The sequence below is a fragment of the Mesorhizobium sp. WSM4906 genome (assembly GCF_029674625.1).
In the GTDB taxonomy this organism is placed as follows: Bacteria; Pseudomonadota; Alphaproteobacteria; order Rhizobiales; family Rhizobiaceae; genus Mesorhizobium.
Window position 1 is genome coordinate 1,215,439 of the sequence record NZ_CP121355.1, and the last position, 26,831, is coordinate 1,242,269.

The following is a 26,831-nucleotide window of genomic DNA, read 5'->3' on the forward strand; positions in this document are numbered from 1 at the left end:
TATACCAATATCGTTACTGGCTTCTTCCGGTGCGACTCGGGAGAACGGGATGGGCAATGAACGCGAAGACGCAAACGGGAAAACACAGCGCCGCTGGCCAATACCTCGGCTATGCGCTTCAACCTGTACGCCTTTGCTTTCACCTGCTCAACGCGCCTAGCGGCGCCTTGGTCTCTCTTGAACATTTAGACGATGTGGCGGTTCACCTGGTCGGCGGCGAAGTCGTTCTTGAGCAAAGCAAGAGCGCACTGAAGCAAAATCCGATATCCGACTGGGCTGCGGACCTGTGGAAGTCTCTGGCCAACTGGCTCAGCTTCATGGCGGCGGGAGAGATCGACCCGGCGACCAGCCATTTCCGGCTATATGTCACACCGGTGAAGGCGGGTGCCTTCGCGATCGCGCTGAACGACGCGAAAACAGATGCCGACGTGGAGGCGCTGGTCGCTAACCTCGCCAAAGCCCACAGCAAGCTGAAAGCTGCACCGGCATGCGACGCCGACGTCCAAGCTTTCCTGAACGCTGATGCGGCTCATTGCGCCGCCTTGGTCAAGAATCTCGCCGTTATCAGCGTCGATGCAGATCCCGTCGATCCGATACGCGCGATCTTCAAGCCGACGGTCTCTCCGCTCATCATCGACCTAGTGTGCGAACGCGCGATCGGCGCTGCGAAGGAGGCGGCGGACAGGCTGATTAGAGCTGGCAAGCCCGCCATCTTGGACGTGGACGCGTTTCAGGCCGAGCAAAGAGCATTTGTTCAGAAGAACAACCTTCCAGGGCTGCTGTCGTCTTTCACCAAGCAACCGCCTGTCGAGGCCATCGAACAATTGATCGCCGACCGTCCCGCCTTCGTCCGCCAACTCGAGCTGATCGAGGTGGGAGACGAAGCGTGCGTCCGGGCTGTTAGCGATTACCTTAGGACGCTCGCCGACATCTCGATCTGGGGCGAAAGCGGGCTAATCTTTGAGAAGAACCTAAGTGACTGGGACGATGATCTTGTCGGTCGCTATGAGCACGTCAGTGCAGAGGTGCACGACATACAGGCCGGACACCCCGCAACGGTTCGTGGTAGAATAGTTTACAGGCGCTGCGCGCAGTTGCAGCCTCCACTCGATGGTCGAGTCGTCCCCGGTCATTTCGTCCACGGATCATTCAACGCCCTTGCCCACGGCCTGCGCCTCGGCTGGCATCCCGACTACCAGACTCTTTTGGAGCCAGCGACTTGATTGAGGCTGGCCGATCGCACCTACCGCTCAGCGACCTCGCCCTTGTCCAGAATCCAGGACTTGGGGCTTTCGCATTGTGGCAATTTGGCCAAGGTTTCCAGGCTGAGGACGAACGTCCAGCGCCGTTCGCCTTGGCGTTTCTCGTGCTGCCAATCGTCCTGCATCGCGCAACGCTCGAAATCGTGACTTCGACAAACCGACCCTCTGGACTGGCGCTCTTCGCGGCCAAGCTCGGGAAGGAACGGGAACAACTCCTCGCCGTCCACGAGCGAGCGCTGCTGCTGCGTACTCTGACATTGCAATCGGCCGCTGTCGGTGTGAGCGGGCGGCTGCTGTCCGTGGATTACAAGGATGCTACTTTAAGAGCAAACGTACCAGAACCGAAACCGAGGAGGCTCGTCCTTCCAGAGCGCGTCAAGCACCTCGGACCTGCCTCGGAGAAATTGGGTTTCTGGTTTTCGAACCTGGGGACCGCGCAGGTGGCCAACCTGTTACGGGTGGAGTTCTAGATGTATTTCCAGCTTCGAAAACTGATCCTTTGGCCCCGCAATGGTGCAGCGCCGCGGGTCGTCAAGTTCGAGCCCGGTGTCGTCAACGTCATCAGCGGCGCGTCGAAGACCGGGAAGTCCGCCGTTATCCCTATTGTTGATTACTGTCTGGGCTCGGAGAAATGCGCGATTCCGGTGGGCGTAATCCGCGAGAACTGCAGCTGGTTCGGCATTCTGATCGAGACGCTGGAGGGCGAAAAGCTCTTGGCGCGACGCGAACCGGGGGACCAACAGAGCACAGGCGACATGGTGCTGCTGGAGGGCGCACAGGTCGAAATTCCGGAGACGATCACCGACAAGACCACCAATGTCGACACGGTCAAGCGCGCGATGAACCGCCTGGCAGGACTGACTGACCTCGACTTCGAACCAGGTACAGAGAATGGATTCAAGCAAAGGCCAAGCTTCCGCGACCTCATGGCCTTCACGTTCCAACCTCAGAACGTGATCGCCAATCCCGACGTGATGTTTTTCAAGGCCGATACGACGGAACACCGGGAGAAGCTAAAGACCATCTTCCCGTACGTTCTGGGCGCGGTCACGGCAAAGATTCTCCAGGCGCGGTTTGAGATCGATCGGCTCCAGCGCAACCTCCGCCGGAAGGAGGCTGAGCTACGCGCGATCGTGTCGGCAACTGGCGCTTGGCGGGCGGAGGCGGAGGCGTGGCTGCGTCAGGCAGTCGAACTTGGCCTAGTCGATTCCTCCACTGAAGTGCCGAAGGACTGGAGTGACGTTGTTGACCTGCTTCGGCGCGTGTCGAACAGCAACTCAAGTCTTGCTCGACCAAGCCTGGCCGGCATCGATGTGGTGCTGACGCGTCTGGAAACCCTTCGTGCGTCGGAAACTGAAATCGCCGCGCGACTTACCGAGCATCGTCAGCGCCTGAACGAACTGCGCCGTCTGGTGGAGAGCAGCGAGGCGTACGGCGACGCCATGCGCATCCAACGTGACCGCTTGGACCTTTCCACGTGGCTGAGGGACTTGGCCGACGAGTTCGCCGATCCGTTGGTCGCACTCGGGGACGGCGGCCGCGAGAAGGTCTTGGCCCTTTGCGACAACCTCGGCGGTCTGGAGATCCGACTGCGGACCCACCCTGCGATGTCTAACACGCTTGACAAGGAAATCCTGCGCCAGCGCGGCGCCGCTGAAGCGGTCCTATCTGAGTTGAACGATGTCCGTAGCGAGATAGCGGTGCTGGAACGGGACTCTGACGTCGCCCGAGACGAGGCCAATCGCTTCGATAGGCTTGAGCGCTTCCTCGGTCGATTGGAGCAGGCGTTGCACGTCTACGACCGCGCCGACCAGTCGTCGGATTTGCGGCAGGAACTCACCTCGCTGCAGGCCGATATTGCAACGCTGCAAAAGACGATCTCCGAGGCCGACATCCAGCGCAAGCTATTCAACGCGTTGCACCAAGTCTCCCATCATGCCAATCGGCTGATTCCGCAGCTTGACGCGGAGTGGCCCGAGGCCCCGATTAGGCTGTTGATTGAAGACCTGACCGTCAAGGTGACTAGGGGAACGCGTGAGGACTACCTGTGGGAGATTGGCAGCGGCGCCAATTGGCTCGCGTATCACGTCGCACTAATGCTTGCGCTGCAGCACTACTTCCTGGCCGAACCTCATCACCCAGTCCCTGGTCAGCTGATCTTCGACCAACCTAGCCAAGTCTATTTTCCTAAGCGGGCGGCGGGCGACGAGGGCCCCGACCTCATCGCGTGGAGGGATCAGGACGTGGTCGCCGTCAGGAAGGTCTTTGCGCTCCTAGGCGCTGAGGTCATGGCCGCGAAAGGTCGCCTCCAGATCATCGTGCTGGATCATGCAGATGAGGACGTCTGGGGCAAGCTTCCCGGAGTCAAGTTGATTGAGGAATGGCGTGGACAGGCCCTCGTGCCTCAGGCTTGGATTGCCGCCGCATCTTCCAACGGTGGATAATAATCTGCTGCCAGAGGAGAAGGCATGGCGAACGTGGACGAGATCAACCGTCTGACGGCCCTTGGCTTGAACGTCATCACAGCCATGGATGTCGCGGAAGGAAAACTAGACGAAGCCTTCGAGGTCGCCCGCGCTCAGGAGAAACGCAAGGTCGACATCTGGTGCAAAGGAAGAAAGAACATTCCGGTTGCACTGACTGCGATATGGGACTGCGATCCTGCAAACTTCTATCTCGCGTTCGACGGCGATGATCCCAGCGACCACGCTTCGACGGATTTCATTCTTATCGACGCTGATGTCACTGACGTTGGCGGCAGGCTTACCTACGCCGCCAGCAGGGACAAGGGTCCTTGGCATCAACGTTACAAGAGCAAGAGCTGTGGGATCGCCTACCGATGGCTGCATGGCCGCGGTGTCACACCGCCTTTGCTCGGCGAGTACCAAGGCCAAGTTCACATCGTAGGAGGCATGCACCGCTTCCATCTTGCCAAGCACTATGGGACGACGCGCATGCCATTCCTCGTCCGGAGGGCCGAACTAGCCGCAGTAATGGCGTTGATCCCCTCGGCGACCGACACCGCCAACTCGTAATGGCGGGGACTGCAGAAAAGAAGCGAATGAGTTGCGAACTTACCGGGATCACTCCCCGAAAGCTGACCGACGGCTTCCGGCCCCGTTGCGGCCATTCTTACTCCCGCACTTTGGCTTTTCCAGCGCTAAACCGGCCTTGGGCGATGAATGGAAACGGTCAGATGTTCCCGGTCTGTGCTCGAAAAGTCGCATAAAAGGGCAGACTGGTGTGACGTCCGGAATTATTGGGCCTTTCACGGGTTTACCGGTCCCGAATTATCGGTTGCTGGCGGGCGGGCTATGCGATTGAAAACAGGAGAGTTTTCTGGCTAAGGGTGGGGTTTCAGACTGAGTTTACCAATGCCCTTAATGACGATTAATTCTGGATTGGCATCAGGTGATTGGGTTTGCGCAGAATATAGCCGCCCTTATTGGTAAACCCGCTCACGGTCGACAACGGATTGGTCAACCTAGGACGACAGGATTGGTAAACCGGAGCCGCCCTATCGACGAAGGTCTAGCTTGGCGCATTCACTGTCGCCGGTAGGCAGATATTCGGGCGACAATCGGGACCAGCGTGCGACGCCGCCAAGCGTGAGACACGTCGGCTACGCCGCAAATCGACACGGTTTGACCGGGCGCAATACCGCACCGATCTTCTAATCTCGGCTTAATTCCGGAGAGAGGCAGATAATTCCGGACGCCACACTGATTGGTAACCTAAGGCCACCCACCACGCGGATTGGTAGCCCACAGGAATAGGTTTGGTAACCCTTATCGAGTGAGGGCCGCTCGTACCTTTCGGCGGGTTCGTTTCAGTTCTAAGCCCGGCTTAATTCTGGACAACGACAGATAATTCTGGACGGCACAGTGGAACTCAACGCGTTGTAAGGATGGCATAGAGAAGCAGTAGCCCTCCAGTCTCGCTACTGGAAAAATTCTGGAAAATGGGTCTGCTTGGCTGGACGCAGAACGTTGTGATTATTCAGCCGGCATTTCTGAAGCTTCTCGAACACAAACAGCTTGCCTTCGCGCACGCTATCTTCGAGCGACTTCGCCTTCGCCAGATGCGCCGCAATCGCGCTGGCCAGCATGCAACCTGTTCCGCGCATCGATATAGCAAGGCGCGGCGTGTCGAAGTGGATGGGTTCATGATCGGAGCGTAACAGAATATCGGCCGATCGGGGACCCGACGCGTGCCCACCCTTGATCAGCAGGGCCTGAGGGCCGACGGCCTGCAGTCTTTGTCCTTGTTGGAGCGCACCGTCCTCATCCGAAGCCGGTTCGGAACCAGTAAGGAGCGCCAGTTCAGGAAGGTTGGGCGTGACAATGCAGCAAAGCGGCATCAAATCGCGCTTCATGGCAGCGATAGCGCCTGCTTCCAGAAGTGCGCGGCCTGAGGTGGAGGCCAGCACAGGGTCGAGTACTGCCGGCACTTGCGGAAATTTGCGCAGCACTGCGGCAACGGCAACAATGATCTTGGCAGTCGCCAGCATGCCGATCTTGATTGTGGCTACGTCGTTGGCCTGTAGCGCGGCACACATCTGATTGGCCACCATGCTGGGTGGCGAATGATGGATTTCGATCACGGCGTCGTGCGTTTGCACCGTTAGCGCTGTGACGGCGAGACAGGTGCGCACGCCAACGGCAGAGATCGTCTCGATGTCGCGTGCTATTCCAGCACCCCCGCTGGAATCTGATCCGCCAACGACAAGCACATGCGGTTCTCGTCTCATCGCCATCGGTCCGTCTTTTCGATCCATTCTCGCGTGCGCGCTTCGGGGTCGAAGCTCAACGTGATGTCCGTGACCACTGCGGCGCTGTTGGCGCCGGCCTCAAAGACGCCGTCGAGGCGGTCGGGGTTGAGGCCGCCGATGGCGACCAATGGGATCGGCGCCACCCGCCGCTTCCACTCGCTGATCCGCTCTAGCCCTTGCGGTGCCCACTTCATTTTCTTCAAAGTGGTGGGATAGATCGGACCGAGCGCGACATAGTCGGGCTCGGCAAACATGGCCGTTTCCAGCTCGACATGATCATGCGTGCTCAATCCGAGCCTGACGCCCGCTGCCCGTATCCTCGAGAGGTCGGCCGTTTGCAAATCCTCCTGGCCCAGATGCACGAAATCGCAGCCTTCCTCGATTGCCAGGCGCCAATAATCATTGATGATGAGCTGGCTTTTGTGTTGGACACACCAGGCCTTCGACTTGCGGATCTCCGCGCGCAGCCCGGTTTCATCCATGGTTTTGATGCGAAGCTGAATCAGCTTGACGCCGAGCGGCGCCAACCTTTCGATCCAGGCGGCGCTGTCGACGATCAGGTAGAAGGGATCGAGCTTCATGAAAAAACGGCCCTGCCGACCATCGGTGTCGATGGCACGGCGACGTCGCGCGGTTCGAGCATTCCCGAACTGAACGCCTCACGACCGGCGTCGACCGCCTTACCGAAAGCACGCGCCATGCCGACCGGATCTGCCGCCTTGGCGACCGCTGTGTTCAGGAGCACGGCGTCAAAGCCGAGTTCCATGACGGTGGCCGCGTGCGACGGCCGTCCGAGCCCCGCATCCACAATCAGCGGGACGCCAGGGAAATATCCGCGCATCGAGCGCAGCGCCGTCATGTTGACCGGTCCCAAGGCGGAACCGATCGGTGCGCACCACGGCATCAGGACCTTGCAGCCCGCTTCCAGCAGCCGCTCGGCGACAACGAGATCGTCGGTGGTATAGGGGAATACCGCAAAGCCGTCCTCGCACAGGATGCGGGCGGCTTCAACCAGACCGAACACATCCGGCTGTAGCGTGTCGTGATTGCCGATCACTTCGAGCTTGATCCAGTTGGTGCCGAAGACCTCGCGCGCCATTTTCGCGGTGGTGACGGCTTCCTTGACGGAGAGGCAGCCGGCGGTATTGGGCAGGGTTCTGGCGCCCAGCGAGCGGATCAACGACCAGAATTGTTCGCCGGCCCTACCGCCCGCCATCTCACGCCGCAACGAGACGGTCACCACCGACGTGCCCGATGCCTTGACTGCATCGGCAAGGATGGCCGGCGAAGGATACTGAGCCGTGCCGAGAAGCAGGCGCGACGAAAGCTCGGTTCCATAAAGCTCCAACATGCTAGCCGCCCTGCATGGGCGAGAGGATTTCGATCCGGTCGCCGTCGCTCAACTGGAACTCCGCGCGGTTGGCTTTGTGCACGAGGTCGCTGTTGACGGCGGTGGCGAGCCAATCGCCCTCATAGTCGAGCGCGGCAAGCAACTCGGCCAGCGTGGTGGCGGCAATCTCACGCGCCTCGCCGTTGACCATCAGTTTCATGAGCATGCTCCTTGGTTCTGTCTTGACTGAAAACCAGGTCGGCAGCCTGGCGCGCCATGGCGGGGGCGAGGAGAAAACCGTGACGATAAAGACCGTTGATCGCGATGATCTCACCGTCTGTTTCGACGCGTGGCAAATTGTCGGGAAATGCCGGACGGACACCCACACCGGTTTCAACGATCTCGGCCTCACCAAAGGCCGGATGGAGGGCATGGGCGGCGCCCAGCAGCTCCATCATGGAACGCGCCGTCACCGGTCCGGCGCTCTGGCTTTCAATCATCGTCGCTCCGATCATGAAACGGTGATCGGTGCGCGGCACGGCATAAAGCGGAAAGCGTGGATGAAGCAAACGGACCGGCCGCGACAGCGAGACATCAGGCGTGCGAAGGATCAGCATTTCGCCGCGAACACCGCGCAGCCTGTCATCGGCCGCTGCCATTCCCATGCAGTCTATCTGACGGGCGAATCCCGAAACAGGCCGGGCGTCGCAGCCGAAGTGGAATTTGACACCCATGGTCGCAAGCTTGTCATGAAGTGCCGCCATCGCCGGGCGTGGGTCGAGGTGAGCCTCGTCGGGGAAGAGCAATCCACGCCGGAAGCGGCCGGCGAGGTCGGGTTCCAGGAGCGCAATTTCGTTTTCATCGACGCGCCGATGCCCTGACGTGCGACTGGCGAACCGGTCAAGCTCACCGGCATCACGCGGCGCGGCCACGACCAATGTCCCGGCCCGTGTCACCTGACCCGACAGCACCGCATCCCACCAGTCGGCAGCATCGCGTCCGAGATCCAGCACCGGCTGCTCCGCGCTTTCGCGCTCGCACCATGGCGCCAGCATGCCGCCGGCGAACCACGACGCGTTGCCACCAAGGCCATGCCGCATCTCGGCGACGGTGACCGTCGCGCCGCGGGCGGCGAGTTCGAAAGCGACGGTGAGGCCGGCAACGCCGGCCCCTTTGACGAGCACCCTCATGATGGTTTGGGAGCCTCTGGCACGACCGGTACGCCAGTCTCGTCCGCCTGCATGTAGAGATCGCCGCCCTCCCGGTATTTTGCCGCCATTGCCGCCATGCCTTCCTTCTGGGCCTCGGCACGGATGTCGTGGGAAATGCGCATGGAGCAGAATTTCGGCCCGCACATCGAACAAAAATGTGCCAGCTTGTGCGCCTCCTTGGGCAAGGTCTGGTCGTGGAAGGACCGTGCGGTTTCGGGGTCGAGCGACAGGTTGAACTGGTCCTCCCAGCGGAACTCGAAGCGCGCGCGCGAAAGGGCATCATCCCTGGTTTTCGCTGCCGGATGGCCCTTCGCCAGATCGGCTGCATGGGCGGCTATCTTGTAGGTGATCACGCCAATCTTGACGTCGTTGCGGTCGGGAAGGCCGAGATGCTCTTTCGGCGTGACGTAGCAAAGCATTGCGGTGCCGAACCAGCCTATCATGGCGGCACCTATCCCTGAGGTGATGTGGTCATAGCCCGGCGCGATGTCGGTCGTCAGCGGCCCCAACGTGTAGAACGGCGCCTCACCGCACACTGCGAGCTGCTTGTCCATGTTCTGCTTGATCTTGTGCATGGGGACATGGCCCGGGCCTTCGATCATCACCTGGCAGTCCTTTGCCCAGGCAATCTTGGTGAGTTCTCCAAGTGTTTCCAGTTCGGCGAATTGCGCCGCGTCGTTCGCATCGGCGATTGAACCGGGACGAAGGCCGTCGCCGAGCGAGAAGGAGACGTCATAGGCTCTGGCGATGTCGCAGATCTCCTCGAAATGCTCGTAGAGGAAGCTCTCCCGGTGATGGTGCAGGCACCATTTGGCCATGATCGAGCCGCCGCGCGAGACGATGCCCGTGACCCGGTCGACGGTCAGCGGGATGTAGTGCAGCCGCACGCCGGCGTGGATGGTGAAATAGTCGACGCCTTGCTCGGCCTGCTCGATCAGCGTGTCGCGGTAGACCTCCCAGTTCAGATCCTCGGCGATGCCGTTGACCTTTTCCAGCGCCTGATAGAGCGGCACCGTACCGATCGGCACCGGCGCATTGCGCACGATCCAGTCGCGGATGTTGTGGATGTTGCGGCCGGTCGACAGGTCCATCACCGTGTCCGCGCCCCAGCGGATAGCCCAGACCATTTTTTCGACCTCTTCGGCCATCGACGATGTGACAGCCGAGTTACCGATGTTGGCGTTGATCTTGACCAGAAAATTGCGACCGATGATCATCGGCTCGCTCTCGGGATGATTGATGTTGGCGGGAATGATTGCGCGCCCGCGCGCCACCTCGTCGCGCACGAATTCGGGTGTGACGAAATCTGGGATCGCCGCGCCGAAGGCTTCGCCGTCGCGTTGCAGCTTGCCGCGCATCACCTCGCGGCCGAGATTCTCGCGGATGGCTACGAACTCCATTTCTGGCGTGATGATGCCGGCGCGCGCATAGGCAAGTTGGGTCACCGCCTTGCCCTGCTTGGCCTTGAGCGGCCGATTGCGTATCGGAAATTCCGGTGTCAGGCGCTCGCCGGTGGCGAATCCATTGTCTTCCGGCCGGACGTGGCGGCCGTCATAGGCTTCGACATCGCCACGCGCCGTGACCCATTCGTGGCGAAGCCGGGCAAGGCCTTTTTCGATGCTGGTTTCGACTGATGGATCGGTGTAGGGGCCGGACGGATCGTAGACGGTGACGGGCGGTTCGCCGGCCGTCGGATGGACGGAAATCTCGCGCATCGGCACCCTGATCTGCGGGTAGAGGACGCCGGGCTTGTGGATTTTCCGCGAGGCGGGCAGTGGTCCCGTCGATACGGCGGGGGTGAGGGCATTCATCGTGAGGCTCCTTTGCTCATGCATTGGAGACCCAGTTCTGTGCCGGAAGGATGAAAAGACGCTTCTGTAGACCTGCTGCAACAGGACCTCGGGCGTAAACTCCCGCAAAGCGCTTGCACCGTCCCTACGCCAGTATGAACTGGATCAGGTTCAACGGGTCACTGCGCCGCGAAAGCCAGCAGTATCTCAGCCCCTTGCCGGGACTCCCCTGGTGAATGCCTTAGGTTGAACGGGCTGACGCTATCTTGTCAAGCGCATTCGGGCGCCTTCGGCCGGTGGCGACGACCGGCGGCCAGCCGGGCGGAGAGCTCGCGCATGCATCGGGGACAAGTCACGCCCCGTAGACCGGGGCTGAATGGCCAAAGCCTCATTCGCTTCGTGAAGGATGGAGAAACTGTATTGGCCATGTGCGCGTATCGACCAAGTAGCTCAGGCGGTCACGGATGTGGTTATTCTGGTCGAAGGTGACGAACGGCCTTGGGGGTCACCTCCTTTAGGATTCAGAGGTTGGAAGACGGCTTCTCGCGATCACGGCCATCAGGAAATACCTGTCTTCGGCTCAACCTCGACATGGCGTCCGATCGACCGCAGATATACAGCTATCTCGTTCATGAGATGATCGCGTTCGCCGTAGATTTCAGCAATCCTACGCAGCTGTGGCTCGACGGCCCTCCGTTGCGCTGGCGTGAAATCAGCATCGCCAAAGACGTATCCCAAGTTGCCAATCGCGCAAATTTTGCAGCCGGCGTCCACAACTGCTTGTACGAATGCCGGAATGTCTTTTTCTTGCATGGTCTTCATGTCGAACCTCTCGTGAATGGCGTGCTTGCGCCCCAATCTGCCTTTTCAGCGTGTCCTCTGGGCGGCGCAAGCCCTGAGCGTGACTGTGCACGGGCAACCTCGACTATCCCATCTGCCACGCTCTTTAGAATCGGTGGGGTCTGGTGATCGCAGGCTGGGCCACTCAAAAGCCTGCAAGAAGAAAGTCATGGCGACCATTGCTCAAGATCGCAAGGGTGCGTGCAAGACCTTCCGTTGGCAGTCATGCACGCTCGCTCAGAGATAGTCCGGCCGCGGAAATTCTCCCTTATTCGTAAGAAAGCTCATTGAGCAACTGGGCATTGAGCAACTGGGTCTCACGTCACGGGTCTCGTGTGCTTCACAGCCGAAAAATAGCCGCCGTGGCAATTCTCGAAAAGTGCAGGCTACCTCGTTAAGGACACTGCGGATGATCGTTCGCGCTTGGCAAAAGCGAACGGATTAGTCTATGGCTCTCGGCAGGGGGGCGAGTTATGCGGCGGGTGCGAATCCTTCAAGTAGGCGATATTCACTATCCGGACTGGCATCCTTCCTCTAGCAACATCGATGCCAAGGATAGCAAGTTCGCTCCGAAAATAACGCAGAAGCTACGCGCGTCTTCGCTGCGTGCCGTCTTGACGAAACTTCGGCGGCTGACGACTTCGAAGCCCTTGGATTCGATCGCCTTCATGGGGGATTTCACGAGCCGTGGCGACAAGACCTTCATTGCTTCGGCATTCCAGCATTTCACGTTGCTCTGCCGCGCACAGGGACGCAGTTCAAAGGCGCTTCCGTTGATATTCGTACCGGGAAATCACGATGTGAACCGTGATGACGCGCGCGAACTTGGACCGACTGAGAAATTCAGCGAAATGGCGAGTTTAGCCGCCCGCTTGGGTTGGCAGACCGTTCCCGTGGACCAACCCGTGCACTTCAGACTTCCGACAGGATCCGCAGGCGCAAACTTCATCCTCGTCAACACAGCGATAGGCAGTTGGGAGCTTCAAAACCTTCCCGCGTTCCTTCGTGATCGTCTCGAGGCACTCAGTCCTTCTACAGAGCCTCTAGATCTCGGCTCGCCGGACATCTCGGGACATTCGCCCGCGACACCTCCCAGCGATCCAGACAAGGAGGCGTCCGACGACGAGTATTACGGTCAGATGGACACGCCATACATCTCGCGTGAGATGCTTGCAGGCCTACAGGAATTGCTCCAGCAGCCCGACATGCGTTACGGCATCATAATCGGCCATCACAATCTGCTGCCACAAAAGACTCCGCGCATTACGCCATACGCGGAGATGCTCAACAGCGGATTTGTCAGAACTCAGCTGCTGCAGGGCAACAAGCCTATCGTCTACCTGCATGGACACATACATGCTGATCCGGTCGAGATCGTCAACGATCCAAGGTTTCCGGACGGCAAATTGATCTGCATCTCAGCACCAGAGATACAGTCAGGTTTCAATGAGCTCGTCTTCTTCACGACCGATCAGGGAGAGCTCGTCGGCATCCGACTTATACCCTACCGCACCAATGTCGCCGACGGGACGGTCATGGAAGGCGAACATTGCTTTATTTCGACCATGTCCAACGGCAAGGCCTTTCTGAACAACGACACGTTTGACCTGCTGCGCCGACTGCGCGACCATGCCACCAGGCGCGGGAATGGGTTACTCTTCTGGGACGAGATCACTGAGATTGCTGCCTCCGCCGAGCTCGGGCTAGATCTGGAAGACTCTCTTCTGATGCTCCAAGCGGCGCGCTTCATCGAGATAGACGGCCTCACCAAGGCAAACTCGGCTTGGCGCATTAAGGTAAGGGACGAATAGCGATGGAGAATCCGTTCGGCCCCAACAGGATCGAGTACGAAAGCCGCCCGATACTGTGGTTCAGTCAGAAGTCGGCGTTGATTTCTGCCGCCGCCAAGCCGGTCTTCGTCGCAGGGACGAGAGGCAGCGGCAAGACCAGCATTCTTCGCTCGCTTTCCACAGTCCATATTCTTGAAGACAAAAGTCTCTCGGACCAAGTCGGCAAGCTCGCTTGGTATGGCGTCTTCTTCCAGCTCAATGAGACATTCTCGCCCCTAATCGACAACGCCGTTCTGAACCTCATTCCGGAGCGGATACGCTTCGACACGGCCGCCGTGATCCCGCGGCAATTCGTAATCTTCTCTCACTATCTGGAGCTGAAGATAGTCGAACGCCTGCTCGAGAGCATCGGCCAGCTCAGACGCGACGGCCACTTGAAATACCGGGCCTCCGAAGATAGGGACGTCGCCCTGGCACTGCATCGCGAAGTGCTGCACTTCATACCCCAACCTGCCCGTCTCGACTTCTTCAGCATCGATGAGCTGCGGGGTGGGATAACCCGGTACGTCGACGAATGCTTCAACGCGTTCTTCTTTGCCGCCGATGCCGGAGCGACCGGCTTCAGAGCAACAGACCCTGGCGCGATCATTAACAAGGTCGCGACCGCGATCACTCCACTTTTAAATGGCCCATCTTTCGCCGGTGACAGGGCGCCCTTCTTCAAGATACTGATTGACGACTGTGAAGCACTGACACCGCTCCAACAGCAGTTCCTGAACACCTTGGTGAGAAAGACGCGCGGCAACGTGAAATGGGTCCTCGCCTACATCGGCGGCCTCTACGACACGATCCGGACGATCATACCCGGCCAGTCGCTCTCGAATGCTGACCGGGACGTCGAGAATCTTGATTCAGTCGATCCGAGGGAGTTCGCCACGCTGTGCGAGAACGTGTCGTCGCTTCGGCTGTACTATGCGCTTCCTGACCATCTGCGGAGTGATCTCGAGCGCAACGATGCGCTCAGCGCGTTTTCGCTCAAAAACCGGCTGGGGCGGCTTTCCGTCAATGACATCATCGAGCGGGTTATCATATCGGGTCATTCCGAGGGCAGAGAAGAGCTTGTGGCACTTGCTGATGCAGCACGTGAATTCCTCTCCGTGAATTTGAGGACGGCGGATCAGCAGCAATTCCTTCTTGATCGAAAAGCGCGCCCTTATGCCGAAGGGCTGGCGCTCGCGCTCATGAACCCGGAAATTAAGCGCCGGCCCATGAGCAAGGCGGATGCTTCAAATCTGAAGAGGTCGATCGCCCGGAAACAGGGATGGGCTTTTCTGAAAGCGTGCCAGATGCTGCGTCTGCATGACTACCCGTACGTAGGGCACCAGATCATCACATCATTGAGCGACGTCTGTATACGCGATTTCCTTGATATAATGGGAGAGATCTTCCGCCGCAGTGTTCCGAGTTCCAGTGATCCACGAAAACTGGTGGAATTCATCAACTCGGATTTACAGATTCATCTCGAACAGCAGAGACAGGCTGTGAACGCCGCCTCTCAACGGAAGCTTGATGGACTTCAGGCGCTTTCACATCCGTACGAAGAAGAGAGCGTGCGCATGGTGCGGGCGTTGGGTTACCTGACCGCTCGCCTCCAGACAGAGTTTGCCGAAGAAAATGCTCTAGGAACGACAGAGAGAGGCATTTTCAGGGTTGATCTAAAGGAAATGCGCTCGCTGGTGAACCGACTGGAGCAACCCAGCGGAAAACTGGACGAGGTCCTGCGTCGGGCGGAAAGGGATGGGTTTATCCGGGAGGTCTCCGCCGCCGGCAACTTTGAGGTGGACCGCGCCGACCCCGCATCGAAGGAGATGATGATCAGATTGCATCGGCGATTTGCACCTTACTTCGGGTTCTCCTATCGCGGCCCGTACGAAATCAACACAATCCCTGCGGCGCGGATGGTCGACCTGCTTTTTACCAGGCATCGGCTCCCAGAAGACTGGGCCGACTCGGTGTTTAAGGAGCTCGTCGCGCGGCCCGCACTCAAGACCGAATTCCAGCACTCGCTTTTCGAGAGCGATCTCGAATGACCGCTTCAACTGTCGAGTATCGAGTCTTCGGCCATCTGGCCGTCACCGAGAAGGCGAGAGATGCAGGTACCTGCGAAACGATGGAGGCAGATATCGCGATCGTCGCGCTTGGATGGGAAACGCGTTTCGCCGCGTTCGAAAACCATCTTGACCTGAAGGTCGGCAAGATCGTGGTTCTGGACTTTGCTCTGAAGGAAGCGAACGTCCCAGCCGTCGAAGAAAACCGGCGAAAGCTCATCGCTATGGGTACCCGATGGGGCGTCGAAGTGACTGTGATCACCCTCGAGCCTTCCATCGAGTATCAGAAGAACATCAATCTCCTCGATCACCTGCTCACTCAGATGGCCGCTTCATGTGGCTCATACGAAGGAAGCCTGCGGAAGGTTTTCGTCGAGTGCTCGACGATGCCGCGAATCTACATCCAATGGCTGATTGCGGTGGCATTCAAGAAAATGTCGATTCAGTCTCTCGAATTCGGGTACGCCGAAGGTATCTACGGGAACGCGATCGGCAAAGAGGATTTTTCCAGCGGCTTGGACCGATACGTCACCGTCCCTCATCTTCAAGGCAGCGGAGGAATGGGCGAAGAGAAAGTCCTGCTCGTGGGGATCGGAGGAGATGCCGACGTATTCTACGGATTGATCGATATCGTCAGTCCGGAACGGATCTCGCTCCTCGTCCCAAGAAGCGACAAGAATGCGCATATCGATGCTTTGCTCGATCAACAGGTGGCCAAGGTACGTGAAACCCACCGGCTCGAAGATGGCGAAGTTCGCGACATCCAGGCTTTCGGGCTGATGGCCCACCTCGATGCTTTCGAGACGTATCTCGACGGGTTCGGCTCGCGTGCGGTGGTGAACGTTTTTGTCAGCGGCCCGAAGGTTCAGGCCATCGCTGCTGCCGTGCTCGCCTGCTCCGACAGCCGCGTCCATCTCAAGGCAAGAATTCCCACCTCCTATGCCCATCGTGAAGTCTCAGCGAATGGGCGGTATCATATCTATAGGCTGATTGACCTGACATCCCCTGCCTGCAGCCTTCCCGGGACGTTCTGACACTATCTTGCATTCGAGTAGCATCATGGTCCCAGTAGCCGTTCCGCCAAGCCTTCAGCGCATGTTCGTGTCGCCCGATCCGGTCGATGGGGGGCTAATTCCCACTTGGAAGCTGCTCTACATCAGATCAGGGGGGAATGCAGACTGGCAGAATTCCGTCTAATTAGCGACTAGCTAAAACATATACTCAGGCGAGACTGTTCAGCATAGAAATAGTGAGTCGGCCGTGAACTATCCGCAAGCCATTGATCTGGCCTGTTGATTGAGGCGGATAGCGGCTTTGGAATTGCAGGATTAGCGGTATTTGGACGCTGTTTTCCTGCAATTCGGTTTTGCGATTCCCTTGTGGCGCGGAGCGTGATTCACTCGGTTCGGCGGCGGCGAATCGAGGGGACAGCGAATGTCCAGGCCACGCGAGAAGCGCGAGACGGGAGAGCAGGACCTGTTCCGCTCCCGGCTCGACCAAATCATCAACATGAAGCACGAGCTGGTGCGGCTGGCGCAGGCGATCGACTGGCCGGTGCTGGAGGAGCGTTTCGGCGCCGTCTATTCGGACGGCCCCGGCATGCCGCCGCTGCCGACCCGGCTGATGGCGGGGCTGGCGATCCTCAAGCACACCTTCAACCTGTCGGATGAGGTGCTGTGCGAGCGCTGGGTGGAGAACCCTTATTTCCAGTATCTCACCGGCGAGACGTTCTTTTGCCATACGCTGCCGTTCGACCGCTCCTCGATGACGCGTTGGCGCAGCCGTATGGGCGAGGAGCGGATTATGGTGCTGTTGCAGGAGAGCCTCAGCCTCGCGGTCAAGACCGGGGCGATGAAACCGGCCGACACGCGCCAGGTGATCGTCGACACCACCGTGCAGCCGAAGAACGTCATGTTCCCGACCGACGCCAAGCTCATCCATCGGGCACGCGAACGGCTGGTGCGGCTGGCCAAGAGGACGGGTCTCCATTTGCGCCAGAGTTATGTGCGGGTCGGCAAGCTGGCGCTGATCAGCCACCAGCGCTATGCCCACGCCAAGCAGTTCAAGCGGGCCAACAAGGCGCTACGCAAGCTCAAGACCTATCTCGGCCGGACCATTCGCGACATTGGTCGCCAGATCGCCGGCGATCAGGGGCTGGACGCTGTTCAAATGGCCGCTCTACCAGGCCGCCACCGTTCTCGAGCAACGCCAGCGCCAGCGCGGCCGCAAGATCTACAGCCTGCACGCACACGAGGTGGAATGCATCGGCAAGGGCAAGGCGCATGCGCCCTACGAGTTCGGGGTGAAGGTGTCGGTGGCCACCACGCTGAAGCGCTCCAGGGGCGGCCAGTTCGCCCTGCATGCAAAAGCACTGCCCGGCAATCCCTATGACGGCCACACGCTGGCAAGCGTCATCCCCGACATGGAAAAGACCATCGGCAACGAGATCGGCCGCATCCTCGCCGACGCCGGCTATCGCGGCCACAACGCACCGCAGAGCCACAAGCTCAGGGTCTTCACCGCGGGCCAGAAACGCCGCGTCACCCCAGCCATCAAGCGCCAGATGCGACGGCGGTCGGCGGTCGAGCCCGTCATCGGCCACATCAAGAGCGAACACAGAATGGGCCGCAACTACCTCGCCGGCCAGCAGGGCGACACCCTCAACGCCATCCTGGCCGCCGCCGGCTACAACTTCTCCCTCCTGCTCAGGTGGCTGAAGGGGTTTTTGTCGCTCTTGATTGCCCTGCTTCAAATCCGGCCGAAGCCGGTCGCCGCTTAGGGCTCGGATTGTTCACGGTCGACTAGTGAGCACTCTCCAATATGTTAGGCTCTGTCGCAGTAGCGCAACAAGCTCAGTCTTTGGATGGGTGGTATGAGGATGAGACGACTGAATGTGTACAGGCTCAGTCTTTTTATCGAGGCTCTCGTTTTTGTCGTAAGCGCGTTCGGTGCGACGTGGCTTACCAGCTTTGTGAACGCGCCATGGTGGACATATGTGATTATAGCGGCCATCGCTATGGGCATGTTCGTCGCCGTGCGTGGGGTCCTTTCTGAGCCGCAACGTATGGGACTCTTGGCACACAACTCGGCAGCGACCTCTGCGTGAACCCAGACGCCTTGAAAATGTGCCCGATGCGTCCGGATTTTTGGCGGTGATCTTCATCAAATGCGATGAGCTGCAATTTCTGGCGACGGCCACGCTAAGGGCGGGCCTCCAGCACCATGTTGAACGGTGTCTCCGCGGCGCGACGCAATCGCTTGAAGCCGCCGCCGGTCACAACCTTGCGCAGCCTCGCCTCACCGGCCTGGGCTCCAAGCGCGAGCCCGACTTCCTGCGACACGGATGCGGGCGTGCACACGAAAGTGGAAGCGGCATAGTAAACGCGGCCGACGGGATTGAGGTTCGCCGCCAGATGATCATGCGCGAACGGCTCGACGATCATCCACGTGCCGTCCGGCTTGAGCGATCCGTGGACATGGGTGGCGGCGCCCGTCGGGTCGCCCATGTCGTGAAGGCAATCGAAGAATGTGACGAGGTCATAGGTTCCGGGATAGCTCTTGGCGGCCGCCACGTCGAACCGCGTGTTAACGCCGACGCCGGCTACCTCGGCCGCCTTGCGGGCGCGCTCAATCGAAGGGGCATGATAGTCGAAGCCGACGAAGCGCGAATTGGGGAAGGCCTGTGCCATGAGCACGGTCGATGCACCATGACCGCATCCAACATCCGCGACGTCCACGCCGCGTTCGAGCTTCTCGACGACGCCCTCCAAGGCCGGCAGCCAGGAGTCGATCAGATTGGCATTGTAGCCTGGACGGAAGAACCGTTCCGTACCGCGAAACAGACACGCGCTATGATCGTGCCACCCGACGCCCTTGCCGGACTGGAATGCCTGCCTCACCTTTTCTTCATCGAGCCACAGCGCGGACAGGAACTCGAATGCGCCTGCCATGAAGGCCGGGCTGTCTTCATCAGCGAACACCAGCTCTTGCTCGGCGTTGAGATAGAATTTGTCGCTCGCTTCATCGTAGTCGACGTAACCCGCCGCCGCCTGCCCGGAAAGCCATTCCCTTACGAGGCGTTCCTGGGTGCCGGTGCGTGTCGAAAGTTCGGCGGCCGTCATCTTGCCGCCTTCGCGCAATGCCTTGAACAGGCCGAGTCTGTCCCCCAGCAGGACTCCCGCGCCCGTTGCGATCGCACCGAGATCGCCGACCATTTTCCCCAAGAATGCGTCCAACTTTTCCTGATTCGCTTCAGACATCTGAATCTCCCTTTGGGTTCAATCTCTCCAGGCGACGGAGCCGTGCTCGTCATGAGGCGCCTTGAGCATCAGATGCTCGAAGACATGCAGATATCCCCGGCGGCTCATTCCGCGCTGCCGATCCTGCACCAGACCATATGGGTGACGACCGGCGCGGTGGTCGGGAATGACAGCCACCTCCATGCCGTTGAAAAGCAGGAAATCCGTCACTTTGCCCTCGTCGGTAACCGGCGGAGCCGGAGTGGTCGTCACCAGGGCAAGCCCTGTTGCAGCAGGTATCCTTGGGCAGCCTGTCAGAACATCGATGACTCCGGTTGTGGTGCCGGGGTGGGCGATCAGGGGCCAAGTGATTGTTCCGCGGCGGCTGTATGTTGTGGTAAGGTGATCATGCGAACTCTTGTTGGTCGGTCACGTGTTTTGCGGATGACCCGCATGTACTGTGCCAAATGAGAAAACCATTCAAACGCAATCCAGTAGATCTGACTGTATCCGACATTGTCGGAATTTGGACATCGCCGAACGCGAAGCGCTCGGGGCTTGTGACGATACTTGAGCGTGCTGCTTCGGAGGAGGGATGAGCCTCGAACCGGCCGCGAGGCCTTTTTCTGGCAACGGATATTCCGGCCGGGTTAGGCCGCGAGGAAAGCGACGGTGAATAAGAGGTAGAGGACCAACCGTTTTGAGCGGGTAGTTGCCGTGTTGCGCCCCCAGGCAAAGGCCAGCACCACGGAGCAGTATTTCTGGTGGCGATACTACAACGCCTTTTAGTGCCGGTTACCCGTTTTTACCCAGTTGGCCTGGTGCATTCAGAGCGAGCTCGTTGGAAACCGCTTATTGTGGCTATGAGCGAACTCGGGATGGAGGAGTGGACCCAAAAATTGGCAAAATGCCCCAGGGAGGATTACATGGGTCGCTCATTCCCCGTACTCGTTACAGGTGCGCGTCGCTTCGCAAACAGCTTGCTTTTGACTTGGCGTTTTTTGCCGTCTCGGCATCGCTCACTAATTCGGCCGCTGCCGACACCGTGAACTGGCGTCAATTCGAAGGGACCAGCATAACTTGGGCCTACGACATCCACCCCTATGCGGATGCTCTCGCTGCGCAATTTCCGGAGTTCGAGAAGCTGACCCGGCATCAAGGTCACGCCGGAACTCTACCCAGACGATTCTTACTGGAACAAGATGACGATCCAACTGACGACGAAGTCGCCAGCATGGGATGTGTTCGGCACTGGCATTCAGCCCGCGTAGGACCTCGCTCCGAGTGGCGCCCTGGAGCCGCTGGACAAATACCTGAGCGATTGGAAGCTTACCGATGCTGGATACGACTACATTACGTGGACATGATCAAGAAGTGCGCGGCTCCTTCCTTCGCGTCCGGCCGCAGCGCGATGACGATCGACTCAAATATGTTCGGCTTCTGGAACGATGTTGCGGGGAAGCCGGCATCCGGCAAGATCGCCTTCGCTCCGCCGCTGCACGCACCGAGCGCCACGAGCTTGGAGTCTGACATCTGGATCTGGGCTCTCGCCATGAACGCGGCTTCCGAAAAGAAGGGCACGGCCTGGCTGTTCATCCCGTGGGCCACCTCCAAGCAGGTGGCGCTCAAGGGTGCCCTTGCTGGCCAGCTCGTCAATCCGCCGCGCACGTCGACCTGGCAGACGACACCTGGACTAAGTACGCTTCGCAGCCCGAGTTCAACAACTTCGTTGACAGCTTCAAAAAGATACAGGACCAAGCCGCGCTGGCTTTCACACCGCGTGTCGGCTTCGGCGAAGCCATGAACGCATGGGCCGTGGCGATGCAGAAGATGGTAAACGGCGATGACGTCGAGACGACGTTGAGGGCGCTTGCCGAAGAAATCCGCACTGGCCTCTGATCAAAAGGAACAGGGCAGTACTATTGCACTGCCCTGTTCCCGCCAACGGCGGAGATCACGCCGTGTCACCCCAAGCACTTAAACCCAGCGTGCCGATGGCAGCCGAAGGACCTGGCGCGCGCGCCTCGTCCGGTTCGGCTTCGCTGGAGGGGCGTTCCATCGACTGTTTCAGCCTTGCAATCATCCAGGCGCTGGCCAAAAGCCAGATGGAGCGCCGGCTCAGGAACCGGCGCAAAAACTCGAGCCTGCCGGCGCTGATCGAGCTGGTGCTGGCGCGGCCGCTGGTGTCGGCAGGTCTGGTCGCGGCCGAGCTGAAAATTAGCCAGCGCGCTGCGCTCGGGCTGGTGCCGAACTCGGCATCCGTGAGGTGACCGGCAGGGGGCGCTACCGGGCGTGGGACCCCGTTTAGCTGCGGCGGGCTTTGGCGAAAGCGACAGCACTGATGATTTTTGCTGTACGCTCATTCTCCCTCATCTGCGCGTTGACAGAAAACCAGCAGGCGAGGGTCACAGCACGCTGTGCTCCCCGCGATTTCCGGAAAACCAATGAAAAACGACTTTGATCGATCGCGCGGGACGTATCATTCAACCATGTCGAGAACGGGCGTGACGGCACGTACACTATGGACCGAGAGAACTTTGTCTGGCGACTTTGCGCACGCTTGCAAAACTCTTCGGAAAACTTCCTTCTGTTGATCCAATGATCGTAATGAGCTGGAGTGGCATCGCCGCTCTCCTCGGTTCTTGCTCTCTCAGTTGAACTTGATGCTAGCCTGCACGAAAACGCCGTAGCGCTTTGCCTTCCAATCGTCGGCCTGCGGGGAACCACGACCGCCCATTGCCTCTTCGAAATGAGCGGTGCCGTTATTCGCCACGGCCGCAACACCGCCTCGAGCTGGACGCCATGCCCATCGCCGTCTTCGGGAATTAGCTTGATCTTGGGCGCATGTGGTGCTGCTCTTTGCCGTCGAGCCGCGTGAAGAGGAACGCCACGTCACCAGAAAGGCTGAGTCGCTCGGTGAGTTGCGTCTGCCCGGCCAAGCCGAGTCGCAGCGAATGCCAATCGTTGTCCTGGCTGAGAGGTTGACGTAGGTGGGACGGTTGGCACACAGGTTCCCCAGTTGGTCGCCTGCTGCGTGCAACCGAAAGCATCGTAGCTCTCGTGCCAGAAATTGTTGCCAACAAAAGCACCGATGCGGTAGCGCGGTGAGTTCAAGAAATTATATCCAAGATCGGCGGTGAAATAGCTGACGCCGCCCCCGCGCTGATCACTGAATGTGTTTGAGTAGCCCCCCATTTCCGTAAGAAGTCCTCGTCATGAGAAAATCCTCCCTGATGCCGCCCGCACCGAGGAGGCCTTTACGAAAATGCCAGTCGGATTGTGGACTCGAATGCGCGTCTAGATCGTCATAGGTGAGCCGCGAGACCAGTGACGTACCTTTATGATTGTAAAGTTCCTTCGATGCGTTGCCGGTACTGGCCAGTAACGTAGTCCACCCTCGAAGGAAAAGACTGAGGCCGCCGACCCGGCTACCGACGCCGACTCGCAATCACCGGCACTCGACGGCGGTTCGGAACTTCTCGGTGCCGCAGCGCCGGCCAAGCCGGACGGGCCCGGTGAAAAATTCGTCGTCGAGGGCAAGGCGCCCGCTGCTGCGCCCGGCCGCGCCGACGATTTTTCTTGGCCGCCAAGGCGGCAGCCTGCGGCCGGGGCCACAACCGAAACGACCACGGCGATCAGTCCGTAAGCTGCCCGGGGCAGCGGAAGGGCGGAAAGCGCCTTCAGGTGGCCGCACAAGTAGGGTCTCGAGACGGACTCAGCGCGGCAGCACGCTCGATCCCATCAGCGCCTCATCGATGGCGCGCGCCGCCTGGCGGCCCTCGCGGATCGCCCAGACGACCAGCGACTGGCCGCGCCGCACGTCGCCCGCCGCATAGAGCTTTTCGACGCTGGTCCTGTAGTCCCGGTCATTGGCCTCGACATTCTTCGAGCGGCGGCTGTCAATGGCGATCTTCATCTGGCCGGCCAGTTCCGACACCGGCCCGCGAGCGGCTGGCCCGGCAAAGCCGATGGCGATGAACGCGAGATCGGCGCGGATGACGAATTCGGTGCCGGCGATCGGCTTGCGCTTTTCGTCGACTTCGCAGCATTTGACCCCGGTCAGCTGGCCGTTTTCGCCGATGAATTCAAGCGTCGCCACCTGGAATTCGCGCTCGGCGCCTTCGGCCTGCGAGGATGACGTGCGCATCTTGGTCGCCCAGTATGGCCAGACCGACAGCTTGTCTTCCTTTTCCGGCGGCTGCGGCCGGATGTCGAGCTGGGTGACGCGCACCGCGCCCTGGCGGAAGGCGGTGCCGACGCAGTCGGAGGCAGTGTCGCCGCCGCCGACGACGACGACATGCTGGCCGCCGGCGAGGATCGGATGCGACGGCCACGCCACCGACTGGATCGGTTCGCCGCCGACACGCCTGTTCTGCTGCACCAGATAGGGCATCGCGTCATGCACGCCGCCGAGATCGTCGCCGGGAATGCCGGCCGCGCGCGGCGTTTCGGAACCGCCGCAATAAAGCACGGCGTCATGTTCGGCGAGCAGCTCGGCAACCGGCTTGTCGACGCCGACATTGACGCCGCAATGGAAGGTGACGCCCTCGCCCTGCATCTGCTCGATGCGCCGGTCGATATAGTGCTTCTCGATCTTGAAGTCGGGAATGCCGTAACGCATCAACCCGCCGGGCCGGCTCTCGCGCTCATAGACATGGACGTCGTGGCCGGCGCGGCCGAGCTGCTGGGCAGCCGACATGCCGGCCGGGCCGGAGCCGATGACGGCGACGCGCTTGCCGGTCTTCTTCTCCGGCGGATAGGGCCTGATATGGCCGGTCTCGTAAGCCTTGTCGGCGATCGCCTGCTCGACCGTCTTGATGGCGACGGGGATGTCCTCGAGGTTCAGCGTGCAGGCTTCCTCGCAAGGTGCGGGGCAGATGCGGCCGGTGAACTCCGGGAAATTGTTGGTCGAATGCAGGTTGCGGATCGCATTGTCCCAGTCGCCATTGTAGACGAGGTCGTTCCAGTCCGGGATCTGGTTGTGGATCGGGCAGCCCGTCGGCCCATGGCAGAACGGAATGCCGCAATCCATGCAGCGCGCGGCCTGTTTCTCGACCTCTTTGTCGGACATCGGCAGCGTGAATTCGCGGAAATGCCGGATGCGGTCGGAGGCCGGCTGGTACTTGTGCACCTGCCGGTCGATTTCGAGAAAGCCTGTTACCTTGCCCATAGTCCAGTTCCTGCTGTCCAGATGGTGCGCCTGGCGACGCCCTGCAGCTGGATCAGATGGGGCATCCCGTCCACACATGGGCCGCACCAAGTTGCCCAAAATTCGACTATGTACACTTGCCGGGCTCAAAGCTCGTGAGGGGCTCGCCATGCAGCCAGTTCTCGACTCTAATCGAAGGAGCCGGGGACTCCATCTGCAATACCACGTTGCGGTCCAAAGCTATTTCCAAAGGTTTCTGCACGAGCTGGTTTCCTCTCAGAGACGGCACACGGGTTCAGGGAGGAGCGCATCGCTCGTCTTGCCCCATTGAGTGCAGTCACAGTCACTCAGTCTCAAAAGCCATGCCAACGCGCTCAGCGCGCAGTTAGCGCCCATTGCTTCGAAAAACCTCGTCAGTGCCCAGATGTTGGTTGTAATGAACCTGACATTTGTCTGACGCTGTCAGCTTTTGGACACGCGATCACGCGCTTCGTGCCGCCAGATGGCCAGGCCGAGCCCTGTGTTGCCAGCGGTCGCTTCGATGATTGTACCGCCCCGCGCGTGCCACGCTGTTCGGCATTAACGATCATCGACAACGCAATGCGATCCTTGATCGATCCGCCGGGATTCTGGCTTTCGATCTTGACGAAGCGACGACACCTGCCGGTATCGAATCTCTTCAGTTCGACGACCGGCGTCTCCCCAATCAGATCGAGCACTGACAAATGGCGGACGCAGGCGAGAGGACGCCTTTGTCGACGGTCGGCGGAACATCTCGAGGCTCATGCGGCTGCGGTCTCCAGAATGTCGGCATAGTGCCGTTGCGCAATATCGGGATGCGAGCGCAGTCGGCTCTTCAGCAGTTGCGGAACAGGGGATTGTCGGGGTCGCTGGCGGGGCACCCGCTTCGGCAGCCAGTTCAGGCGGCAGGTCAAGAAACCGTATGTCGGCATCAAGCCGCGCGCCGAAGAAGAAGGGAATAGAAACAGTGCCCTTCGAAAGACCCAGGGCGACGGAAATCATTGCATCGGGCGAGTTCATGCGCCTGAAGCAGCGCTGGCTGCAACTGCTTCATAGCGACAGGCGGGCGGAGACTCTAGCGGGGCTTTCGCCGCTTGGTTGATTGAGGCTCTCGACGAAGCCACTAAGATTCGGCGGCCGATAATAGCTTGCTGCTCATTGGGACGCCGACCAACGCCGGGATTGAGAAAGGCAACCCTGCCCCACAAGGCGGGTGTCACACGTGCGGTGCGTCCGCTCGTCGCGCCGGATGGTCTTTGAGACCTGGGTTCACGGCTATTCAGATGCACCCCTGTCGGCTTTTCGGTGCAGGCCGCCAGGCGGCGTGTTGCAGCAGCGGTAATTAGTTTGAGAGCGTGCGAGCACGGGCTGCATAGTGAGATCATTTGCCGGCGTGGGGACCAAGGTGTGGCGCAGCCTTAGAGAACTCAACACCGAGACCGGAGCAACGGAGACGGCTCTTTCGTCGAGACAGTTTAATTGGAAGGCCGAGAAGCACCGGCTGGGTAGCGTCACGCCGCATCATTCTTTGCGGAGCTGGAGCGCGCGGGATCGCTGGAGCGGCTGGTGAAAGCGGTTGCCGGGGCGCACGCCAACAACAACACGTGAGCTGGCGCCTCGTGTGGCAAAAGGAGGGGGCGAGAGCCCATGGCCTGCAATGAAGCGATCAAGCATTGCGATCGTGGAACCAAGCTGCCTAGTCGACCATCCGGACCGCGGCCTTCAAGCCAGCTCGCCTTGGAATCGGCCTTCCAGGAATCACCGTCAAGGCCGACTCACGACCTTTTCGCCATGAGCCGCGAAGAGGGCATTCCGCCGGAAGCCGATGGCTGCCTTCTCTCGTTCATCGACGGCTATGTGGTGAGCGGCCATGTGCCGGTCGGCACGGTCAACAAGCTCTTGACCGAGCGGCCCGACATCAAAGGGCATGACGCTGCCCGGCATGCCGATGGGCTCCCCCGGCATGAGTGGCACGAAGGAAGCGCCCTTCGAGATTCTCGAAATCCGAAAGTCTGACGCGACCGGCGGCATCTACGCCACGGAATAGGAGGCTTCGATGATGGAATGCATGAGCGGCATGATGATGTTCGGCACGGGCCTGGTGTGGCTGCTTGTCGTCGTCGTGCTCGTCCTCGGGACGGCCGCGCTGATCAAATACCTGTTCTCCAGCGGCGGCAAAGGAGAAGGGCGTCGGTCCTCTTATCGATGCGTGGCCGCGGCAGGCCTCGGATTGGTCTGGACATTGCCTTGGCTCGCCAACCGGATGGCCGCGCCCCGGCCGCGGCGATAGCGCTAGGCAAGACGGTTTTAGCCAGGCGAAG

At 59.9% G+C, this 26,831-nt stretch carries 19 protein-coding genes, 7 pseudogenes and 1 riboswitch; of the genes and pseudogenes, 12 read left to right on the forward strand and 14 right to left on the reverse strand.

What is annotated here, in order from left to right; translation table 11 throughout:
• The first annotated feature begins 56 nt into the window (after positions 1-56).
• The 4 genes from QAZ22_RS05750 to QAZ22_RS05765 are packed head-to-tail and all read left to right on the forward strand — an operon-like array spanning position 57 to position 4,297.
• On the forward strand, positions 57-1,223 hold the full coding sequence (locus tag QAZ22_RS05750) for an ABC-three component system protein (RefSeq protein WP_063169421.1): 1,167 nt from the start codon (positions 57-59) through the stop codon (positions 1,221-1,223).
• On the forward strand, positions 1,220-1,732 hold the full coding sequence (locus tag QAZ22_RS05755; protein WP_063169420.1) for a three component ABC system middle component: 513 nt from the start codon (positions 1,220-1,222) through the stop codon (positions 1,730-1,732). The genes QAZ22_RS05750 and QAZ22_RS05755 overlap by 4 nt, the downstream gene beginning before the upstream one ends.
• Positions 1,733-3,706, forward strand: a complete 1,974-nt coding sequence (locus QAZ22_RS05760; RefSeq protein ID WP_063169419.1) for a DUF3732 domain-containing protein — start codon at positions 1,733-1,735, stop codon at positions 3,704-3,706. It begins immediately after the preceding gene.
• Between the two features lie 24 nt (positions 3,707-3,730).
• Positions 3,731-4,297, forward strand: a complete 567-nt coding sequence (locus QAZ22_RS05765; RefSeq protein WP_063169418.1) for a hypothetical protein — start codon at positions 3,731-3,733, stop codon at positions 4,295-4,297.
• 905 nt (positions 4,298-5,202) lie between these two features.
• Here the strand turns inward: QAZ22_RS05765 and QAZ22_RS05770 are convergent.
• From QAZ22_RS05770 to QAZ22_RS05800, 7 genes are all read right to left on the reverse strand, one after another.
• Positions 5,203-6,018, reverse strand: coding sequence for a hydroxymethylpyrimidine/phosphomethylpyrimidine kinase (locus QAZ22_RS05770; RefSeq protein ID WP_063169417.1), 816 nt, complete (start codon positions 6,016-6,018; stop codon positions 5,203-5,205).
• Positions 6,009-6,614: a thiamine phosphate synthase gene (locus QAZ22_RS05775; RefSeq protein ID WP_063169416.1), complete on the reverse strand. Its 606-nt coding sequence runs from the start codon at positions 6,612-6,614 to the stop codon at positions 6,009-6,011. The genes QAZ22_RS05770 and QAZ22_RS05775 overlap by 10 nt, the downstream gene beginning before the upstream one ends.
• A complete protein-coding gene (locus tag QAZ22_RS05780) occupies positions 6,611-7,384 on the reverse strand; it encodes a thiazole synthase (RefSeq protein WP_024504259.1) in 774 nt (257 codons plus the stop codon). The genes QAZ22_RS05775 and QAZ22_RS05780 overlap by 4 nt, the downstream gene beginning before the upstream one ends.
• Position 7,385: 1 nt before the next feature.
• Positions 7,386-7,583, reverse strand: a complete 198-nt coding sequence (gene thiS / locus QAZ22_RS05785) for a sulfur carrier protein ThiS (protein WP_024504260.1) — start codon at positions 7,581-7,583, stop codon at positions 7,386-7,388.
• Positions 7,552-8,553 carry a glycine oxidase ThiO gene (gene thiO, locus QAZ22_RS05790; RefSeq protein ID WP_063169415.1) on the reverse strand — a complete coding sequence of 334 codons (1,002 nt, stop codon included), beginning with the start codon at positions 8,551-8,553 and terminating at the stop codon, positions 7,552-7,554. Before thiO ends, thiS begins: the two co-directional genes overlap by 32 nt.
• Complete coding sequence (gene thiC, locus QAZ22_RS05795) at positions 8,550-10,385, reverse strand: phosphomethylpyrimidine synthase ThiC (RefSeq protein ID WP_063169414.1); 1,836 nt, start codon at positions 10,383-10,385, stop codon at positions 8,550-8,552. Before thiC ends, thiO begins: the two co-directional genes overlap by 4 nt.
• A gap of 103 nt (positions 10,386-10,488) precedes the next feature.
• A riboswitch (TPP riboswitch) is annotated at positions 10,489-10,605 on the reverse strand.
• Between the two features lie 317 nt (positions 10,606-10,922).
• Positions 10,923-11,186, reverse strand: a complete 264-nt coding sequence (locus tag QAZ22_RS05800) for a hypothetical protein (RefSeq protein ID WP_082826710.1) — start codon at positions 11,184-11,186, stop codon at positions 10,923-10,925.
• 491 nt (positions 11,187-11,677) lie between these two features.
• Between QAZ22_RS05800 and QAZ22_RS05805 the strand changes: the two genes are divergently transcribed.
• From QAZ22_RS05805 to QAZ22_RS05820, 4 genes and pseudogenes are all read left to right on the forward strand, one after another.
• Positions 11,678-13,015 (forward strand): metallophosphoesterase, encoded by a 1,338-nt coding sequence (locus tag QAZ22_RS05805; protein ID WP_063169413.1) that lies wholly within the window; start codon positions 11,678-11,680, stop codon positions 13,013-13,015.
• A 2-nt stretch (positions 13,016-13,017) separates the two neighbouring features.
• Entirely contained in the window at positions 13,018-15,084 is a 2,067-nt protein-coding gene (locus QAZ22_RS05810; RefSeq protein WP_063169412.1) for a hypothetical protein, read from the forward strand.
• On the forward strand, positions 15,081-16,136 hold the full coding sequence (locus QAZ22_RS05815) for a hypothetical protein (RefSeq protein WP_063169411.1): 1,056 nt from the start codon (positions 15,081-15,083) through the stop codon (positions 16,134-16,136). The genes QAZ22_RS05810 and QAZ22_RS05815 overlap by 4 nt, the downstream gene beginning before the upstream one ends.
• Positions 16,137-16,536: 400 nt before the next feature.
• Positions 16,537-17,881 (forward strand): annotated as a pseudogene (locus QAZ22_RS05820) (IS5 family transposase).
• 421 nt (positions 17,882-18,302) lie between these two features.
• On the opposite strand, the gene QAZ22_RS05825 reads toward QAZ22_RS05820, so the two are convergent.
• The 3 genes and pseudogenes from QAZ22_RS05825 to QAZ22_RS05835 form a co-directional block, all read right to left on the reverse strand.
• Complete coding sequence (locus QAZ22_RS05825; protein ID WP_024504268.1) at positions 18,303-19,361, reverse strand: class I SAM-dependent methyltransferase; 1,059 nt, start codon at positions 19,359-19,361, stop codon at positions 18,303-18,305.
• Between the two features lie 57 nt (positions 19,362-19,418).
• Positions 19,419-19,640: pseudogene (locus QAZ22_RS05830) on the reverse strand (insulinase family protein); the annotation flags it as partial.
• Positions 19,641-20,693: 1,053 nt separating this feature from the next.
• Positions 20,694-20,936: a hypothetical protein gene (locus QAZ22_RS05835; RefSeq protein ID WP_224571023.1), complete on the reverse strand. Its 243-nt coding sequence runs from the start codon at positions 20,934-20,936 to the stop codon at positions 20,694-20,696.
• A gap of 365 nt (positions 20,937-21,301) precedes the next feature.
• Here QAZ22_RS05835 and QAZ22_RS32185 point away from each other — a divergent pair, with 365 nt between their 5' ends.
• Together QAZ22_RS32185 and QAZ22_RS05845 are read left to right on the forward strand one after the other, a co-directional pair.
• A complete protein-coding gene (locus QAZ22_RS32185; protein WP_236473435.1) occupies positions 21,302-21,610 on the forward strand; it encodes a helix-turn-helix domain-containing protein in 309 nt (102 codons plus the stop codon).
• A gap of 1,181 nt (positions 21,611-22,791) precedes the next feature.
• Positions 22,792-22,986: pseudogene (locus QAZ22_RS05845) on the forward strand (DUF459 domain-containing protein); the annotation flags it as partial.
• A 69-nt stretch (positions 22,987-23,055) separates the two neighbouring features.
• On the opposite strand, the gene QAZ22_RS05850 reads toward QAZ22_RS05845, so the two are convergent.
• The 4 genes and pseudogenes from QAZ22_RS05850 to QAZ22_RS05865 form a co-directional block, all read right to left on the reverse strand.
• Positions 23,056-24,510 (reverse strand): glutamate synthase subunit beta, encoded by a 1,455-nt coding sequence (locus QAZ22_RS05850; RefSeq protein WP_063169408.1) that lies wholly within the window; start codon positions 24,508-24,510, stop codon positions 23,056-23,058.
• Between the two features lie 41 nt (positions 24,511-24,551).
• Positions 24,552-24,715 (reverse strand): annotated as a pseudogene (locus QAZ22_RS05855) (thioredoxin domain-containing protein); the annotation flags it as partial.
• A gap of 278 nt (positions 24,716-24,993) precedes the next feature.
• Positions 24,994-25,263 (reverse strand): annotated as a pseudogene (locus QAZ22_RS05860) (pyridoxal-phosphate dependent enzyme); the annotation flags it as partial.
• Positions 25,264-25,271: 8 nt separating this feature from the next.
• Positions 25,272-25,476 (reverse strand): annotated as a pseudogene (locus QAZ22_RS05865) (isopenicillin N synthase family oxygenase); the annotation flags it as partial.
• An 801-nt stretch (positions 25,477-26,277) separates the two neighbouring features.
• Here QAZ22_RS05865 and QAZ22_RS05870 point away from each other — a divergent pair.
• Both QAZ22_RS05870 and QAZ22_RS05875 read left to right on the forward strand, forming a co-directional pair.
• Positions 26,278-26,557, forward strand: a pseudogene (locus QAZ22_RS05870) (DUF411 domain-containing protein); the annotation flags it as partial.
• 9 nt (positions 26,558-26,566) lie between these two features.
• Complete coding sequence (locus tag QAZ22_RS05875) at positions 26,567-26,800, forward strand: hypothetical protein (protein WP_127312611.1); 234 nt, start codon at positions 26,567-26,569, stop codon at positions 26,798-26,800.
• Positions 26,801-26,831: the final 31 nt, after the last annotated feature.